The following is a 15,907-nucleotide window of genomic DNA, read 5'->3' as shown; positions in this document are numbered from 1 at the left end:
GAAACGTTCAACCAATGACCCACTGGCCGAAAAACTGTAACACGTTCTACACTCGCGAGTAGTGTCCCGTACCGCGAGGAGGGTCCATGCCGGTCGCGCTCACCGAGGAACAGGCCGCGCTGGCCGAGGCGATCCACGCCTGGTCCGCCGCGCACCACCCGCGCGAGGCGGTGCGGGCGGCGGAAACCGGTGCTGCCGCAAGTATTCCGGCCGGCTTCGCCGGGCTCGGCCTGTTCGGCGTCGCGCTGCCCGCCGCGTCCGGGGGAGCCGAAGGAAGTATCGCCGATCTCGCCGCCGGGCTCGCGGCGGCGGCGGAAGAACTGGTTCCGGGACCGGTGCTCGGCACCGCGCTCGGCGGGCTCCTGCTCGCCTCCGTGCCCGAAGCCAAGGAGCTGCTCCCGGCCCTCGCCGAGGGTGAGGCGACGATCGCTGTGCTGCTGGACGAGCTCGTCGACGGCGTCTCCGGGCCGGTGCCCGGGGTCGACGCCGGAACCTGGCTGCTGGTGCCGGTCGACGGCGGGCACGTCCTGCTCGCCCCCGGGACGCCTGGAGTGGAGATCGAGCCGCTGGCGGCGTTCGACTTCTCGCGTCCGCTCGCGCGCGTCCGCCTCAGCGGCGTCGACCTCGACGAGGTCCTCACCCTGCCGCCGGTGGCCGAGCTCGCGGCGACGCTGGCCGCGGCCGAAGCCGCCGGGGTGGCCCGGCGGTGCCTGACCGTCGCCGTCGAGTACGCCAAGGTCCGCGAGCAGTTCGGCAAGCCGATCGGCGCGTTCCAGGCGATCAAGCACCTGTGCGCCGAAATGCTCTGCCGCGCCGAAGCCGCCGAAGCGCTGGCCTGGGACGCGGCGTCCGGGCGGCACCCGCTGTCGGTGGCGAGCGCGGCCGTCGTCGCCCTCGACGCGGCCGTCGCCAACGCGAAGGACTGCGTCCAGGTGCTGGGCGGGATCGGGTTCACCTGGGAGCACGACGCACACCTCTACCTGCGCCGGGCCGTCGCGCTGCGGCAGTGGCTCGGCGGGCCGGCGGGGTGGCGGCGGCAGGCGGCTTCGCTGGCTCTCGCCGGGACCGAACGCACGCTCGGAGTCGACGTCGGGGACGATCCGGCGTTGCGGGAGGAGGTGGCGCGGATAGCCGCGCTGCCTGCGGCTTCCCAACGCGTCGCGCTGGCTGACGCGGGCTTGCTGACTCCCCATTGGCCGGCGCCGTTCGGGCGTGGTGCCGACGCCGCCGAGCAGCTGCGGATCGACGCCGCGCTGGCGGCCGCCGGGGTCCGGCGTCCCGACCTGGTGATCGGCGCGTGGGCGGTGCCGACGATCCTCGAACACGGCGACGACGAGCAGCGGCTCCGGTTCGCCCGGCCCACCCTGCGGGGTGAGATCACGTGGTGCCAGCTGTTCAGCGAGCCCGGCGCCGGGTCCGACCTGGCCGCGCTCCGGACGGCGGCGCGGCGCGTCGACGGCGGCTGGGGGCTGACCGGGCAGAAGGTGTGGACGTCACTCGCCCGCGAAGCCGACTGGGGGATCTGCCTGGCCCGCACCGATCCGGACGCGCCGAAGCACAAGGGGATCACCTACTTCCTGGTCGACATGCGCGCCGACGGCATCACCACGCGGCCGCTGCGGGAGATCACCGGCGACGCCGTGTTCAACGAGGTGTTCCTCGACGACGTGTTCGTGCCGGACGACGACGTCGTCGGCGCACCCGGCGGCGGCTGGCGGCTCGCGCGCACGACGTTGGCCAACGAGCGGGTGGCCATCGGGAGCGGGTCTGCGGTCGGTGAGAGCGTGCAGGATCTGGTGTCCACAGTGGACGCCGCGGCGCTGGGCGAGGTGGCGCTGGACCGGCTCGGCGAGCTGGTGGCGTTCGGGGTGGCCGGTTCGGTGCTGGACCTGCGGGCGGCGTTGCGGCGGTTGGAGGGCCAGGACCCGGGTGCGGAGTCGAGCGTGCGGAAGCTGCTCGGCGTGCAGCACCGGCAGGAGGTCGCGGAGTTCGCGCTGGAGCTGGCGGGTGCCGGCGCGCTCGTCGCGGGCGACGCGCGTCAGCACGAGTTTCTCCTGACCCGCTGCTTGTCGATCGCGGGCGGCACGACGCAGGTGCTGCGTTCGTTGACGGCGGAACGCCTCCTGGGCCTGCCCCGCGACTGATGCCCGCCCAATCACGTGTGATGCCCGTCCAATCACGCGAGATGCCCGCCCAGTCACGCGTGATGCCCGCCCAGTCACGCGTGATGCCCGTCCAATCACGCGTGATGCCCGTCCAATCACGCGAGATACGCGCTCAATCACGTGAGTTCCGGCTCCAATCACGTGAGTTCCGGTTTCGATCACGCGAGTTCCGGTTCGGATCACGGGCGTGGCGGGTTCGGGGGCGGCGCGAAAGGACCGTTCGTGCCGCCCGGGCCGAAACTGTCGGGGGCGTGTTCTAGCGTTGCGGTTGTGGAGTTCAGCGCAGACACCCAGGCCACCTACCTTCCCGCGGACCCGCCGCGGGAAGGCGTGCTGGCGTTGTGGGGCGACGACGTGGCCGGCGGGACCACGATCGAGCTCGTGCTGCCCCGGGGTGCGAAGTTCGCGCGGACGAAGGTCGACGCCGAGCTCGTCCCGCTCGAACGCGCCCTGCCCCGGCTCCTCGCGGTGGGGGAGGGGGCGAGCCCGGCTGTCGCGGCGTGGTCGGCGGCCGTCAACGCCGGGGTGAACCTCGTCGCCCGGGGCCGCCTGCGGCCCGCGGCGTCGCCGGGCGGGGCGGCGGCCTGGCGGATCGGCCCGCTCGACGCCGCCGACGAAGAACTGCTGCGCGGCCTGGCCGGCGCGTTGCCTCCGGAGGCGTACGCGCTGCCGCTGACCGGGCTGAAACGCATCCGCCTGCACTCGCCGGACTCCCTGGTGCGTGCGCTCTGGGACGCGACCGCCGACCTGCTGGTGCGCAGCCCCGCGGCGCAGGTCGGGGCCGGTGACCCCGCGTTCGCGGCGCGCGAACCGGCGCTGCTCGGCCCGGACGCCGCCGCCTGGCTGGCCGAGCTGGAGGCGCGGGAACCCCGCGGCGTCCAGGTGCTGCTGCGGGTCGAGGGCCGCGACGACGACTCGTTCGCCGGGGTGCTGGCGGTGCGCAGCATGGCGGAGCCGAGCCTGGTGGTGGAGGCGTCGACGCTGTGGGACGCGCCGGACGCGGTGCTGAACCGCCTCGGCGACCAGGTGGAGACGCAGCTGCTGCTCGGCCTGCGCCGTGGCGCGCGAGCCTGGGCGCCCCTCGGCCGTGCGCTGGCCGAAGCCGCACCCGCGGAGCTGCCGCTGTCGGACGACGACGTGGTCGACCTGCTCACCGACGGCAGCCGCGACCTCGGCGGCGCCGGCATCGAGGTGCTCTGGGCGAAGGGGCTGTTCGCGGGCGAGGTGAAGGCGAAGGCGAGCGCAACCCAGGCCCCGGCGAGCGTCACCGGGCCTGACTTCGCGCTGCGGAGCGTCCTGGAGTTCCGCTGGCAGCTCAGCCTGGGCGGCGAGCAGCTGACCGAAGCCGAGGTCGCGGCCCTCGCCGAAGCGAAGCGGCCCCTGGTCAGGCTGCGCGGCCAGTGGGTCCGCGTCGACCCGCAGCTGCTCGCCCGCGTGCGCGGCCGAACCCGCAAGCTCGACGCGGGCGAGGCCCTGGCTGCAGCCCTCACCGGCGAACTGGAACTGGACGGCGAACGGGTGGAGTTCGCGGCCCCGCCGGTGCTGGGAGGCCTGGCGGAGCGAATTCGCGACCGGGCGGGCGCGGAGGTGCCGGTGCCCGCGGGTTTGCAGGCGACGCTGCGGCCGTACCAGCAGGCGGGCTTGGCCTGGCTGGCCACGATGACGGGGCTGGGCTTGGGTGCGTGCCTGGCCGACGACATGGGGCTGGGTAAGACGATCCAGCTGATCGCCCTCCACCTGCACCGGCGCGGCCTCGCCTTGCCGGTGCCCGGCCCGGCGGATCAGGCGCCAGTCGGGTCGCCCTCGGTCGGCGTTCTGCCCGGCGAACCCACGCGGCCGGGTGCGGGATCGCTCGGCGGGCCGCCGACCGATCCTGCGCGCTCGGCCGCGGCGGCCGACCCCGCCGCGGAACTCCCACCGCTCGCCGCCGAGCGAACCTCGCTCGGCGGCTTGCCAACCGATCCCGCGCGGTTGGCCGCCGTCCCCGCCACCGAACCATCGGCCGACCCCACCGCCGATCTCGCACCACTCGGCGCCGGACCGACTCTCGTTCTCTGTCCGACCTCCCTCCTGGGCAACTGGGAGCGCGAGTTCGCCCGCTTCGCCCCTCACATCCCGGTCCGCCGGTTCCACGGCGGCGGCCGTCACCTCGACGACCTCGCCCCGGACGAAGTGGTCCTCGCCACCTACGGCGTGCTCCGCCGTGACCGTGAAACGCTGTCCGAAGTGGACTGGGGCCTCGTCGCGGCGGACGAAGCGCAGCACGTCAAGAACCCCTTGTCGGCCACCGCGAAGGAACTTCGCAAGGTTCCGGCGCGAGCGAAGGTCGCGCTCACCGGCACCCCGGTCGAGAACCGGCTCACCGAGCTGTGGTCCATTGTGGACTGGACCACGCCCGGCCTGCTCGGCCCGCTCGACCGCTTCCGCCGCACCGTCGCGCGGCCGATCGAGCGTGATCGGGACAAGGCCGTCACCGAACGGCTGGCCGCCACCGTGCGGCCGTTCCTGTTGCGGCGCCGCAAGTCCGACCCGGACATCGCGCCTGAGCTGCCGCCCAAGACCGAGACCGACCGGTTCGTCCCGCTCACCGCCGAGCAGACCACCCTCTACGAAGCCGTGGTGCGGGAGAACCTGGCCGAAATCCGGGAGACGCAGGGCATCAAGCGGCGCGGGCAGGTGCTGCAGCTGCTCACCGAGCTCAAGCAGATCTGCAACCACCCCGCGCAGTTCCTCAAGGAACCACACGGCGCGCTCACCGGGCGGTCCGGCAAGCTCGCGGCGTTCGAGGAGCTGCTGGACGTGATCCTCGACGAGGGCGAGAGCGTCCTCGTGTTCAGCCAGTACGTCCAGCTCTGCCGGCTGCTCGAACGCCGGCTGACCGAACGCGGGCTGCCCACCGAGCTGCTCTCGGGCGACAGCTCGCCGGCGAAGCGGCAGGACATGGTCGATCGCTTCCAGGCCGGCGAGATCCCGGTGTTCCTGCTGTCGCTGAAGGCCGGCGGCGTCGGGCTCAACCTGACCCGCGCGACCCACGTGATCCACTACGATCGCTGGTGGAACCCGGCGGTGGAGGACCAGGCCACCGACCGCGCGTACCGCATCGGCCAGGACCGGCCGGTCCAGGTGCACCGGCTGATCGCCGAGGGCACCCTCGAAGAGCGGATCGCGCAGGTGCTCGAGAAGAAACGCGGGCTCGCCGAGTCGATCGTCGGCGCGGGGGAAGACTGGATCACCGAACTGTCCGACGACGCGCTCGCCGACCTGGTGCGCCTCGGGAGCGGGTGATGGCCCCACGGCGGAACTTCGGCACCACCTGGTGGGGCCGGGCCTGGGTCGACGCGCTGGAGCAGCGCGCGAAGCTCGACCCGAACCGGCTGCCCCGCGGGCGGACGTACGCGCGCAAAGACACGGTCAGCGAGCTGCACGTCGCCGCCGGGGCGGTCAGCGCGCGGGTGCGCGGCAGCCGTCCGCAGCCGTACCAGGTCACCATCACCATGCGCACCTTCACCGACGGCGAGTGGGACACGCTGCTCGGCGTGGTCGGCACCCAGCTCGGGCACGCGGCGGCCCTGCTCGACGGCGAGCTGCCGGGCGCGCTCGCCGAGCAGGCCCGCGAGGCGGGCGCCGACCTGCTGCCGGGGCCGGGCGACCTGCGGCCGCGGTGTTCGTGCCCGGATTCGGCGAACCCGTGCAAGCACGTCGCGGCGGTGTACTACCTGGTCGCCGACGAGGTCGACCGCGACCCGTTCACGCTGTTCCTGCTGCGCGGACGCCCGCGGACGGACGTGCTGACCGAGCTGCGCGCCCGCCGCACACCGGCGCGCGGCGAGAAACCGAAGCTGCCGAAGCCCGTGGACGAGGGGCTCTCCCCGAAAACCGCCTATACGCGGCGCCTGGGCGCGATCCCGGAGCTGCCGTCGCCGCCACGGGTCGCCGGCTCGCCGGCTGTGCTGGACCTCGACCCGCCGGCCAGCACCGGCTGGACGGCGGCAGCGCTGTCCAGCCTCGCCGCCGACGCGGCGGCCCTGGCCCGAGACCTGCTGGTCAGCGGGGTGGCGGCCGCGGAGCTGACGTTCGAGGAAGACCTCGCCCGCCGCGCGGCGGGACGTTCCGGCGCGGACATCGCGGCACTGGCCACGGCCGCCGGAGTGCCACCGCGCGACCTCGTCCGGTGGGCAGAGGCCTGGCGAGAAGCCGGACGCGGCGGCCTGGCAGCGCTGCGGGACACATGGCAGCCCGGCCCCGGCCCTCTGGCGGAAGCCCAGGCCGTGCTGGCCGACGCCGGGTTCTCGGGCGCACCCCGAGCCTGGCGCAACCGCCTCACCCAGGGGGAGCTGCAGCTCCGCTACGGCCGGGACGCCCGCTGGTACCGGTTCGTGCGGTCAGGCACGGAGTGGCGCCTGGACGGCCCACCCTCGGCAAGCCCGGTGGACCTGGCCTACTGACCGGACGACGCCGGTCGATCTGGCCTGCTGATCGGGCAAGCCTGGTGAGCCTGGACGAAGCCGCCGGTGGACCTCGCCTGCGGACCGGGCAGCCCGGCGGGCCCGGCCCACCGACCGGGGGCAAGTCCCTTGGACCTGGCCTACTGACCGGGCAGCCCGGTGGACTCGGCCGACCGACCGGGGGCAAGCCCAGTGGACCGCGCCTACTGACCGAAGCCCCGCCGGGTTGGGCCCGGCAACCGCGCGAGGACCCGGCAGATCGGCGCGACCCCAGCGACCCAATGTGGCGTTGGTTCCGTGGGATGCACCGAACGCCACATTGGGTGCGTCAGGCGCACCCAACGCCACATTCGGGCGCAAGCCCGAGCCGCTCGAGCGTCCTGCGACTACCCGTTCTCCGCCTTCCAGGCGTGGTAAGTGTGGTCAAGAAACCGAGCCACCCCGCGAACCACATGCGCACTCCGCACCGAAGTGAACACGTCGAACGCATGCTGCGCCCCCGCCAGCTCCGCGTAAGCCACCGGATGCCGCGACTTCTCCCGCAGCCGCCGCACGAACTCGCGCGCCTCCCGCACCGGGACCAGTGAATCGTCCCGGCCGTGGATCACGAAGAACGGCGGAGCCTCCGAACTGATCCGGTCCAACGGCGAAGCGGCAACGTAGTCATCCAGGTGGTTCACCGGATCACGATCAGCCGCGAACACCCGCCGGGCGATCAAGCTCTCCAACCGGTACTGACTGGCGCGGGACCCGGAAGTCGCCGCGAAGTCGTACACCCCGTAATGCGGGACGCACGCCTGGACGCTCGTGTCCGCGTCCTCGAACTCCGGCTGCAGCGCCGGGTCGTTCTGCGACAACGCCAGCAGCGCCGACAGGTGGCCGCCCGCCGAACCGCCTGTCACCGCCACAAACCGTGGGTCGCCGCCGTACGAAGCGATCTGCGAGCGGATCCATGCCAGCGACTGCTTCGCCGCGACGATGTGTGCGGGCCAGCGATGCGTGGGGGACAGCGGGTAGTTGATCGCGACGCACACCCAGCCACGCCGGGCCAGGTAGCGCATCAGCGGCCGGCCCTGCTCCTCCTTGTTGCCGATCACCCACGCGCCGCCGTGGACCTGCAGCAAGACCGGCGCGCCGGAAACCGGCGAAGAAGGGCGATACACGTCCAGCAGGAAGCGCTTGCCGCCCGGGGCGTAGGCGATGTTGCGGTCGACGCGGACGTCCGGTGCGCCCATCCGGAACGGCAGCGCCAGCTCGCCCCACGGCAGACCCAGGTCGGAACGGCCCAGCTCGGCCGCGTAGTCCTCGCCCAACGCAGACTTCAGCGCCTTTTCGATCTCGTCGCGGGCGCCGTGGCCCGTCCGGATCAGCGCGGCGAGCCCGGCGGCGGACGCGGCGGCCATCGCGAGCCCGGCCTGCGTCGACCGGTCGCGGACACCGTGACGGGCCGCATGGACCAGCGAGTCCGCTGCCGTCAGGGTCAGGAGCTGGGGCGCGAGCTCGCCCGTCAGCCACCCGGCGAAGAACACCGGGATCGTCGTGGACCGGGCCCGCAGCGGGCGGAGCGCGTTCGCGGTGAGGCCGAGCTGGACCGCGCGACGGATCAGGAAATTCGGCTGCACCAGCGTGATGGTACCGGCGAGTAGGGTGACGCGCCGCCCGCCGGAAGTGGCTTACGCTGATCGTCATGCAGAGACTGAGCGGCCTCGACGCGAGCTTCCTCTACCTCGAGACGCCGTCCCAGGTGCTGCACGTCTGCGGTCTGATGACCCTCGACGGCTCGACCGTGCCCGGCGGCTACACCTTCGCGAAGCTCAAGGCGCGGCTGGAAGAACGGGTCGGGGTGATCCCGGCATTCCGCCGCAAACTGCACAATCCACTCTGGAACCTCAGCCACCCCGTGTGGATCGAGGACGACGACTTCGACCTCGACCACCACGTGCACCGCATCGGCGTGCCGGCCCCCGGCGACCGCGCGGAGCTGGCCGAGCTGTGCGCGCACATCGCCGGGCAGCAGCTCGACCGCGCGCAGCCGCTGTGGCAGCTCTACGTCATCGAAGGCCTGGCCGACGGCCAGATCGCCGTGCTGCTGAAGATGCACCACGCGAGCGTCGACGGCGTGAGCGGCGCCAGCCTGATCACCTACCTGGCCGGGCTGGAGCCGGACGCGCCGATGCCGGAGGTCGAGGAGCGCCACAACTCCGCGATCCCGTCACCGCTGCACCTGCTCCGCACCGGCGTCGAGACCTTCGCCAAGCGGCCGCTGGAGGTCGCGCGGCTGCTGCCGGACCTGCTTGAGCTCGTCCCGCGCTGGCTCGGGCGGGCGGTGCGCGGCAAGGGGATGCCGGTCCCGTTCACCGCGCCGCGGACGTCGCTGAACGGCACGATCACCGGGCACCGCAGCGTCGCGTTCGCCCAGCTCGACCTCGACGAGGTCAAGGACGTGAAGAACGCCTTCGGGGTCACGGTGAACGACGTGGTGCTCGCGCTCGTCGCCGGCGCCCTGCGGCAGTTCCTCGGCGCGCGCGGTGAGCTGCCGGACGACCCGTTGGTCGCGACCGTGCCGGTGTCGGTGCACGACCGGACCGAACGCGAGCACGGCAGCAACAAGGTTTCGGCGTTCTTCGCCTCGCTGCCGACGCACCTGGCCGACCCGGCCGCGCGGGTGTTCTTCCTCGCCGAGGCCAACCGGCTGTCGAAGGACCACCACTACGACATCGACGCCGACATGCTGCAGGACTGGGCGCAGTTCTCCGCCGCGACGGCGTTCGGCATGGCGGTGCGCGCGTACTCCGCGCTGCGGCTGGCCGAGAAGCACCCGGTCGTGCACAACCTGGTCGTCTCGAACGTGCCCGGCCCGCCGATGCCGCTGTACCTGCTCGGCGCGCGGATCACCGGCCTCTACCCGCTCGGCCCGGTCTTCCACGGCGCCGGGCTGAACGTCACCGTGCTGTCCAACGCGGGCAAGGTGCACATCGGCCTGCTCGGCGCGCGGGAGCTGGTCAAGGACCTCTGGCCGCTCGCCGACGCGCTCCCGGAGGCCCTGGCGGAGCTGCTGAAGGCCGCGCCTACCGCGGGCTGAGCACCACGACCGGGATCTCCCGGTCGGTCCAGGCCTGGTACTTCGCGAAGTCGGCGTACAACTCGACCAGCCGCGGCCAGAGTTCGGCGCGCTCCTCCGGCCCGGCCACCCGGGCCATGACGGCGACGTCGCGACGGCCCTTGAGGTGGACCCGGGTCTCGGGGTGCGCCAGCAGGTTGAAATACCACTGCGGGTGCTTCGGCAGCCCGCCCTGGGACCCGACGATCACGACGTCCTCGCCGGATTGCAGGTACAGCAGCGGGGTGGTGAACAGCCGCCCCGACTTGCGGCCGTGGTGTTCGAGCAGCAGCGTCGGCACGGGTTTGCGGAAGCCCGCGCCCACCCGCCACGTGCTGCCGACCCGCCCGCCGGTCAGCTTGAAGACCTTCGCCTGGACCTTCGCCCCGTACTTCATGACCTTGGCCGTCACGGGCGAGTCGAGACCGCCGGGCTTCTCTTCGGGCAAGCTGAAACGTCCCATCGTGAACTCCTTCTCAAGGGGTGTGCACCGACGCGACCGCGGCCAGCAGGGCGGGCACCCAGCGGTCGGCGGCCAGCACGCAGGCCGCGTGCCCGGCCGCGACTTCGTAGGTCGCCGCGCCGGGGATCCGGCGGGCCAGTGACCGCTGGTGGTCGGGCGCGATGAACCGGTCCCGCGTGGTCACGACGACGGCGGTGGGCAGCCGCAGCGTGTGCAGCCAGCGGGTCGAGTCGAACCGGCCGATCTCGTCGACCGCGACCGCGATCTCCCACGGCGTGGTCGACCGGAACTCCCGCAGCGCCCACCGGTGGTCCTCGAGGCGGGCGCGGGGGAGTGCTTCGGCCGCCGGCGGCAGCTTCACGCGCTCGCGAAGCTGCCGCAGCGTGCGGCCGAAGACGTCGAGGGCGACCCGCTGGCGCAGCCCGCGCCCGAAGTTGCTCGCGGTCGAGCAGAGCACCAATCCGGTAACACGTTCTGGTTCGGCGCGGGCGACGAGCTGGCCGACCAGCCCGCCCATCGAGTACCCGGCGATCGCGAACTCGCCGACCCCCAGCGCGTCGGCGACGGCGGTGACGTCCTCGGCGCAGTCGGCCAGCCGGAACTCCGGCGAGCGGAAACCCTGGCCGTGCCACCGCTGGTCGAACACGACGACGCGGTGGTGCCGCGCGAGCCGCGTGAGCGCCGGGTACCAGGTCAGCAAGCCGGTGCAGGCCACCGAATGCAGCAGAACGAGCGCGGGCGCGTCCCGCGGGCCGACGTCGGTCACCACGGTCCGCCCGCGGCCGGGCAGCTCCAGCGGCACCGGGTCGGGCACACCGGCGGTCGGGGGCGCGGTGATCAGCCGCCGGGTCGCGCGCCACCCGGCGCCGCCCGGGTCGGTCACCGCCATCCCACTCCTCCGCGGGGGTTGCCGTGCTGGCCTTTTCCGGTTAAGACTAGAACAGGTTTCAGTATTGCGCCGATCCGGAGGACAGGCGTGGACTTCGCCCTTGACGATACGCAGACGGAGATCGCCGCACTCACCGCGAAGGTGCTCGGCGCGGTCGACGACCCCTGGCGCGCGCTCACCGACGCGGGCCTGCTGGCGCTCGCGCTGCCCCCGGACCTGGAGGGGGACGGCCTCGGTGTGGCCGAAGTGGCCCAGGTGCTGACCGAGGTCGGCCGCGCCGCCGCGCCGGTGCCGGCCTACGCCGCGCTCGCCCTGGGCGTCCTGCCGGTGGAAACCCTCGGCACACCCCGGCAACGCGCGGAGCTCCTGCCGCCGGTCGCGGCAGGGGAAGCCCTGCTCACCGCGGCGCTGCACGAGCCGTCCGCGCCGCTCACCGCCGAGCCCGCGGCGACCGCCCGGGCGGGCGACGGGAAGTGGCTGCTCACCGGGGTGAAGACCGCGGTTCCGTACGCCGCGGAAGCCACCCGGATCCTCACGCCGGTGTCCACCCCGCACGGCACCGCCGTCTACCTGGTCGACCCGCACGCCGACGGCGTCACGCTCGTCCCGGCCCGCAACTCGGCCGGGACACCGGAGTGCACCGTGCGGCTCGACGACGTCGCCGTCGAAGAGTCCGACCTGCTCGCGGACCACGGCGCGATCGCGGCGCTGCACCGGTTCGCCCTGGCCGGATCCCTCGCGCTGGGGGACGGCCTCCTGGCCGGCGCGCTGGCGCTGACCGTCAAGCACGTCGGCGAGCGCACGCAGTTCGGCCGTCCACTCGCGACCTTCCAAGCGGTCGCGGGCCAGATCGCCGACGTCTACGTCGCCGCGCGGACCGTGCACCTCGCCGTGACGTCGGCGGTGTGGCGGCTGGCTTCGGGGCTCGGCGCGGACGCCGAACTGGACGTCGCCGCCTACTGGCTCGCCGAGCAGGCGCCGGTCGCGCTGGCGACCTGCCACCACCTCCACGGCGGTGTCGGGGTGGACAAAACCTATCCGCTGCACCGGTATTCGTCCGCGGTGAAGGATCTCGGCCGGGCGCTCGGCGGCGCCGCGCACCGGCTCGGCCGGCTCGGCGAACGAGTGGCGGGGTGAGCGTGATGCACGTCGAACTGACCGCGGCGCAACAAGAACTACGCACCGAGCTGCGCGAGTACTTCGCCGGGCTGATCAGCCCGGAGGAACGCCAGGCGATGCGGCGCGAACGGCACGGGCCGGTGTTCCGCGAGATCGTCCGCCGGATGGGCCGCGACGGCCGGCTCGGTGTCGGCTGGCCGGTCGAGTACGGCGGGCAGGGCTTCGGCGGGATCGAGCAGCACCTGTTCGTCGACGAGGCTTCGCGCGCCGACGTCCAGCTGCCGTCGGTGACCCTGCAGACGGTCGGGCCGACACTGCAGCAGTACGGCACGGACGAGCAGAAGTCCTTCTTCCTGCCCAAGATCCTGGCCGGCGAGATCCACTTCGCGATCGGCTACACCGAACCGGAGGCCGGCACCGACCTCGCGGCGCTGCGCACGACGGCGGTGCGCGACGGCGACGAGTACGTCGTCAACGGTCAGAAGATCTTCACCACCGGCGGCCACGACGCGGACTACATCTGGTTGGCCGTGCGGACCGCGCCCGACGCGCCGAGGCACAAGGGCATCTCGATCCTGATCATGGACACGAGCGACCCCGGGTACTCGTGGACGCCGATCATCACCTGCGACGGCGCCCACCACGTCAACGCGACGTACTATTCGGACGTCCGGGTGCCGGTGAACCGGTTGGTGGGCAAGGAGAACGAGGGCTGGCGGCTGATCACGACGCAGCTCAACCACGAGCGTGTCATGCTCGGCCCGGCCGGCCGCATCGGCGGCCTGTACGACCGGCTCCACGCCTGGGCGTCGGCCCACGGCCTGCTGGACCTCGCCGACGTGCGGTCCGTGCTGGCCGAGGCGTTCGCGGTGACGCGGGTCAACGAGCTGCTGAACTGGCAGGTCGCCGTCTCCGCGGCGAGCGCGCCGGTGGTCGTCGCCGACGCGTCCGCGACGAAGGTGTTCAGCTCCGAGGTCATCCAGCGGATCGGCCGGCTGATGGAAGAACTCGTCGGACGCCACGGCGATCTGGCCGATCCGGACACCGCGGAGCTGGCGGAATGGCTTGACCTGCAGGCGAAACGCAACATCGTGCTGACGTTCGGCGGCGGGGTGAGCGAGATCCAACGGGAGCTGATCGCGTCGATCGGCCTGGGACTGCCGAGGGTGCCACGATGACCGACAAGATCACCGAAGCCGCCGAAGAGATCGCCGCGCGCGGGGAGTGCGCGCCGCGCCTGGCGCGCGACCCGGTCAACCAGGCCATGGTCAACAACTGGACCGAGGCCATCGGCGACACGAACCCGGTGTACACCGACCCGGAGTTCGCCGCGAAGAGCGTCCACAAGGGACTCGTGGCGCCACCCGCGATGGCGCAGGTGTGGACGATGGGCGGGCTGAACGTCCCGCGCGGGTCCGACGACCCGCTCGGCCTGATGATGGAGCTGCTCGACGAAGCCGGGTTCACCTCGGTCGTCGCGACGAACTCCGAACAGACCTACCACCGCTATCTGCGCCCCGGTGAACAGGTCGAAGCGCGGACGAAGCTCGAGAGTGTGGTCGGGCCGAAGAAGACCGCGCTGGGTGAAGGCTGGTTCGTCACCACGCGGATGACCTGGTACGTCGAGGGTGAACCGGTTGCCGAGATGATGTTCCGGGTGCTGAAGTTCCGCCCGCCCGCGCCGAAGCCGCCGGCGGCGCCGGTGCTGCGGCCGGTGATCAGCAAGGACACCGAGTTCTTCTGGGACGGCCTCAAGGAAAGCGAACTGCGGATCCAGCGCTGGGGTGAGACGCTGCGTCACCCGCCCGGTCCGATGCCACCGGACGGCGACCTGGACGCGAAGCCCGACTACGTCGTGGCGAGCGGCCGGGGCACCGTGTTCTCGTACGTCGTGCACCACCACCCGCCCGTGCCGGGCAAGGACCTGCCGTTCGTCGTGGCCCTGGTGGAGCTGGAAGAAGGGGTCCGCGTCATGGCCGAGCTGCTCGACGCCGCGCCGGCGGAGGTCCACATCGGACTTCCGGTGGTGGCGGCGTTCGTCCGGGTCGACGACGACCTGACGCTGCCCGCGTGGAAGGTGGCCCGATGACCGTCACCGAGGGAACCGAACTGCCGCCGCTGACCATCGAGGCGACCCCGACGTTCGTGGTCAGCACGGCCCTGGCCACCCGCGACTTCCAGGACGTGCACCACGACCGCGACTCCGCGGTCGAGCGTGGCTCGAAGGACATCTTCCTCAACATCCTCACCGACACCGGCCTGGTGCAGCGGTTCGTTTCGGAATGGGCCGGGCCGGAGGCGCTGATCCGGTCGATCAAGATCCGGCTCGGCGTGCCGTGTTACGCCTACGACACCCTGACGTTCACCGGCCGGGTCGTCTCGGCCGACGGCCCGGACGTCGTCGTGTCGGTGTCCGGGGTGGACTCGCTCGGTGAGCACGTCGCCGGGACCGTGGAGGTGACCCTGCCATGACACTCTCGGGCAAGGCGGCCATCGCCGGGATCGGCGCGACGGAGTTCTCGAAGGACTCGGGACGCAGCGAACTGCGGCTGGCGGCGGAATGCATCTCCCACGCGCTGGCCGACGCGGGACTCTCACCGTCCGATGTGGACGGGCTCGTGTCGTTCACCATGGACGGCAACGCGGAGATCGCGGTGGCGCGCGAGCTGGGCATCCCGGAGCTGAAGTTCTTCAGCCGCATCCACTACGGCGGCGGTGCCGCGGCGGCGACCGTGCAGCAGGCCGCGATGGCGGTGGCGACCGGTGTCGCGGACGTCGTGGTCGCCTACCGCGCGTTCAACGAACGCTCGGGGATGCGCTTCGGCCAGGTGTCCTCGGCCGCGGCCGGCCAGGTCAACTCGTCCGGGGTGGACAACGCGTTCCACTACCCGATGGGCATCGCGACCCCGGCGGCGACGGTGGCCATGGTCGCGCAGCGGTACCTCCACGACTACGGCGCGACGAGCGAGGACTTCGGCCGGGTCGCCGTCGTCGACCGCAAGCACGCCGCGACCAACCCGAACGCGTGGTTCCACGGGCGGCCGATCACCCTCGAGGAGCACCAGTCGTCGCGCTGGGTGGCCGAGCCGCTGCACTTGCTCGACTGCTGCCAGGAGAGTGACGGCGGGGTTGCGCTGGTCGTCACGAGTGTCGAACGGGCCCGCGATCTGGCGCAGTCGCCCGCGGTGATCGCGGCGGCGGCGCAGGGGAGCGGGCCCGACCAGTACGTGATGACCAGCTACTACCGCGACGACCTGGCCGCGCTGCCGGAGATGGGCGTCGTGGGGCGGCAGCTGTGGGGCCAGTCCGGGCTCGGACCGTCCGATGTGGACGTCGCGGTGCTGTACGACCACTTCACCCCGTACGTGCTGATGCAGCTGGAGGAGCTCGGGTTCTGCGGCCGCGGCGAGGCGAAGGACTTCATCGCCGACGGCGCGCTGGAGCTCGACGGCGCGCTGCCGCTCAACCCGCACGGCGGCCAGCTGGGCGAGGCCTACATCCACGGGATGAACGGCATCGCGGAAGGCGTCCGGCAGCTCCGGGGCACGGCGGCCAACCAGGTCGAGGGCGCGGCCAAGGTGCTGGTCACCGCGGGCACCGGCGTTCCGACCAGTGGGCTCGTCTTGACGAGCGGCGGGTAGCCGGTCGTCGCCCTTGTGGGTCAACGGGCTTCACCTCATTGACGGCTGGTGTGCGGCCGGGCGGGGTGTCACGGTGGTGGCACCA

General features: G+C 72.5%; 12 protein-coding genes. 9 read left to right on the top strand and 3 right to left on the bottom strand.

Annotated elements, in window-relative coordinates:
• Nucleotides 1-86: 86 nt before the first annotated feature.
• The 3 genes from ACIA5G_RS17905 to ACIA5G_RS17895 all read left to right on the top strand — a co-directional run bounded on the left by ACIA5G_RS17905 (nt 87) and on the right by ACIA5G_RS17895 (nt 6,610).
• Complete coding sequence (locus tag ACIA5G_RS17905; RefSeq protein WP_395924312.1) at nt 87-2,144, top strand: acyl-CoA dehydrogenase family protein; 2,058 nt, start codon at nt 87-89, stop codon at nt 2,142-2,144.
• 291 nt (nt 2,145-2,435) lie between these two features.
• Nucleotides 2,436-5,450, top strand: a complete 3,015-nt coding sequence (locus tag ACIA5G_RS17900; RefSeq protein ID WP_395924310.1) for a DEAD/DEAH box helicase — start codon at nt 2,436-2,438, stop codon at nt 5,448-5,450.
• A complete protein-coding gene (locus ACIA5G_RS17895; RefSeq protein ID WP_395924308.1) occupies nt 5,450-6,610 on the top strand; it encodes an SWIM zinc finger family protein in 1,161 nt (386 codons plus the stop codon). The genes ACIA5G_RS17900 and ACIA5G_RS17895 overlap by 1 nt, the downstream gene beginning before the upstream one ends.
• Before the next feature lie 386 nt (nt 6,611-6,996).
• Here the strand turns inward: ACIA5G_RS17895 and ACIA5G_RS17890 are convergent, their stop codons facing one another.
• A complete protein-coding gene (locus ACIA5G_RS17890) occupies nt 6,997-8,232 on the bottom strand; it encodes an alpha/beta hydrolase (protein WP_395924306.1) in 1,236 nt (411 codons plus the stop codon).
• Nucleotides 8,233-8,297: 65 nt separating this feature from the next.
• Between ACIA5G_RS17890 and ACIA5G_RS17885 the strand changes: the two genes are divergently transcribed.
• Complete coding sequence (locus ACIA5G_RS17885; protein WP_395924304.1) at nt 8,298-9,692, top strand: wax ester/triacylglycerol synthase family O-acyltransferase; 1,395 nt, start codon at nt 8,298-8,300, stop codon at nt 9,690-9,692.
• Here ACIA5G_RS17885 and ACIA5G_RS17880 read toward each other — a convergent pair.
• Together ACIA5G_RS17880 and ACIA5G_RS17875 are read right to left on the bottom strand one after the other, a co-directional pair.
• Nucleotides 9,679-10,173, bottom strand: a complete 495-nt coding sequence (locus tag ACIA5G_RS17880; RefSeq protein WP_395924302.1) for a nitroreductase family deazaflavin-dependent oxidoreductase — start codon at nt 10,171-10,173, stop codon at nt 9,679-9,681. The genes ACIA5G_RS17885 and ACIA5G_RS17880 overlap by 14 nt on opposite strands.
• 13 nt (nt 10,174-10,186) lie before the next feature.
• Nucleotides 10,187-11,062 carry an alpha/beta fold hydrolase gene (locus tag ACIA5G_RS17875; RefSeq protein WP_395924300.1) on the bottom strand — a complete coding sequence of 292 codons (876 nt, stop codon included), beginning with the start codon at nt 11,060-11,062 and terminating at the stop codon, nt 10,187-10,189.
• An 87-nt stretch (nt 11,063-11,149) separates the two neighbouring features.
• On the opposite strand from ACIA5G_RS17875, the gene ACIA5G_RS17870 reads away from it, so the two are divergent.
• Genes ACIA5G_RS17870 through ACIA5G_RS17850 form a run of 5 tightly spaced genes read left to right on the top strand, consistent with a single transcriptional unit; the run spans nt 11,150 to nt 15,822 of the window.
• The gene (locus ACIA5G_RS17870; RefSeq protein WP_395924298.1) at nt 11,150-12,199 is read left to right on the top strand and encodes an acyl-CoA dehydrogenase family protein; all 1,050 of its coding nucleotides are present in this window, start codon (nt 11,150-11,152) and stop codon (nt 12,197-12,199) included.
• 5 nt (nt 12,200-12,204) lie between these two features.
• Nucleotides 12,205-13,359 (top strand): acyl-CoA dehydrogenase family protein, encoded by a 1,155-nt coding sequence (locus tag ACIA5G_RS17865; protein ID WP_395924296.1) that lies wholly within the window; start codon nt 12,205-12,207, stop codon nt 13,357-13,359.
• The gene (locus ACIA5G_RS17860; RefSeq protein ID WP_395924294.1) at nt 13,356-14,270 is read left to right on the top strand and encodes a bifunctional MaoC family dehydratase N-terminal/OB-fold nucleic acid binding domain-containing protein; all 915 of its coding nucleotides are present in this window, start codon (nt 13,356-13,358) and stop codon (nt 14,268-14,270) included. Before ACIA5G_RS17865 ends, ACIA5G_RS17860 begins: the two co-directional genes overlap by 4 nt.
• The gene (locus ACIA5G_RS17855; RefSeq protein ID WP_395924292.1) at nt 14,267-14,653 is read left to right on the top strand and encodes a MaoC family dehydratase; all 387 of its coding nucleotides are present in this window, start codon (nt 14,267-14,269) and stop codon (nt 14,651-14,653) included. The genes ACIA5G_RS17860 and ACIA5G_RS17855 overlap by 4 nt, the downstream gene beginning before the upstream one ends.
• Nucleotides 14,650-15,822, top strand: a complete 1,173-nt coding sequence (locus ACIA5G_RS17850) for a lipid-transfer protein (RefSeq protein ID WP_395924290.1) — start codon at nt 14,650-14,652, stop codon at nt 15,820-15,822. The genes ACIA5G_RS17855 and ACIA5G_RS17850 overlap by 4 nt, the downstream gene beginning before the upstream one ends.
• Nucleotides 15,823-15,907: the final 85 nt, after the last annotated feature.

It is taken from the genome of Amycolatopsis sp. NPDC051758, assembly GCF_044453095.1.
Classification (GTDB): domain Bacteria; phylum Actinomycetota; class Actinomycetes; order Mycobacteriales; family Pseudonocardiaceae; genus Amycolatopsis.
Note: the sequence above shows the minus strand (reverse complement) of the source record. Positions and strands in the feature narration are given on the sequence as shown.

What these genes read in the sequence shown, in the direction of transcription:
- ACIA5G_RS17905 (WP_395924312.1), top strand. Translation starts at nt 87, where the DNA reads ATGCCGGTCGCGCTCACCGAGGAACAGGCCGCGCTGGCCGAGGCGATC.
- ACIA5G_RS17895 (WP_395924308.1), top strand. Translation starts at nt 5,450, where the DNA reads ATGGCCCCACGGCGGAACTTCGGCACCACCTGGTGGGGCCGGGCCTGG.
- ACIA5G_RS17885 (WP_395924304.1), top strand. Translation starts at nt 8,298, where the DNA reads ATGCAGAGACTGAGCGGCCTCGACGCGAGCTTCCTCTACCTCGAGACG.
- ACIA5G_RS17880 (WP_395924302.1), bottom strand. Translation starts at nt 10,173, where the DNA reads ATGGGACGTTTCAGCTTGCCCGAAGAGAAGCCCGGCGGTCTCGACTCG.
- ACIA5G_RS17875 (WP_395924300.1), bottom strand. Translation starts at nt 11,062, where the DNA reads ATGGCGGTGACCGACCCGGGCGGCGCCGGGTGGCGCGCGACCCGGCGG.
- ACIA5G_RS17865 (WP_395924296.1), top strand. Translation starts at nt 12,205, where the DNA reads ATGCACGTCGAACTGACCGCGGCGCAACAAGAACTACGCACCGAGCTG.
- ACIA5G_RS17860 (WP_395924294.1), top strand. Translation starts at nt 13,356, where the DNA reads ATGACCGACAAGATCACCGAAGCCGCCGAAGAGATCGCCGCGCGCGGG.
- ACIA5G_RS17855 (WP_395924292.1), top strand. Translation starts at nt 14,267, where the DNA reads ATGACCGTCACCGAGGGAACCGAACTGCCGCCGCTGACCATCGAGGCG.
- ACIA5G_RS17850 (WP_395924290.1), top strand. Translation starts at nt 14,650, where the DNA reads ATGACACTCTCGGGCAAGGCGGCCATCGCCGGGATCGGCGCGACGGAG.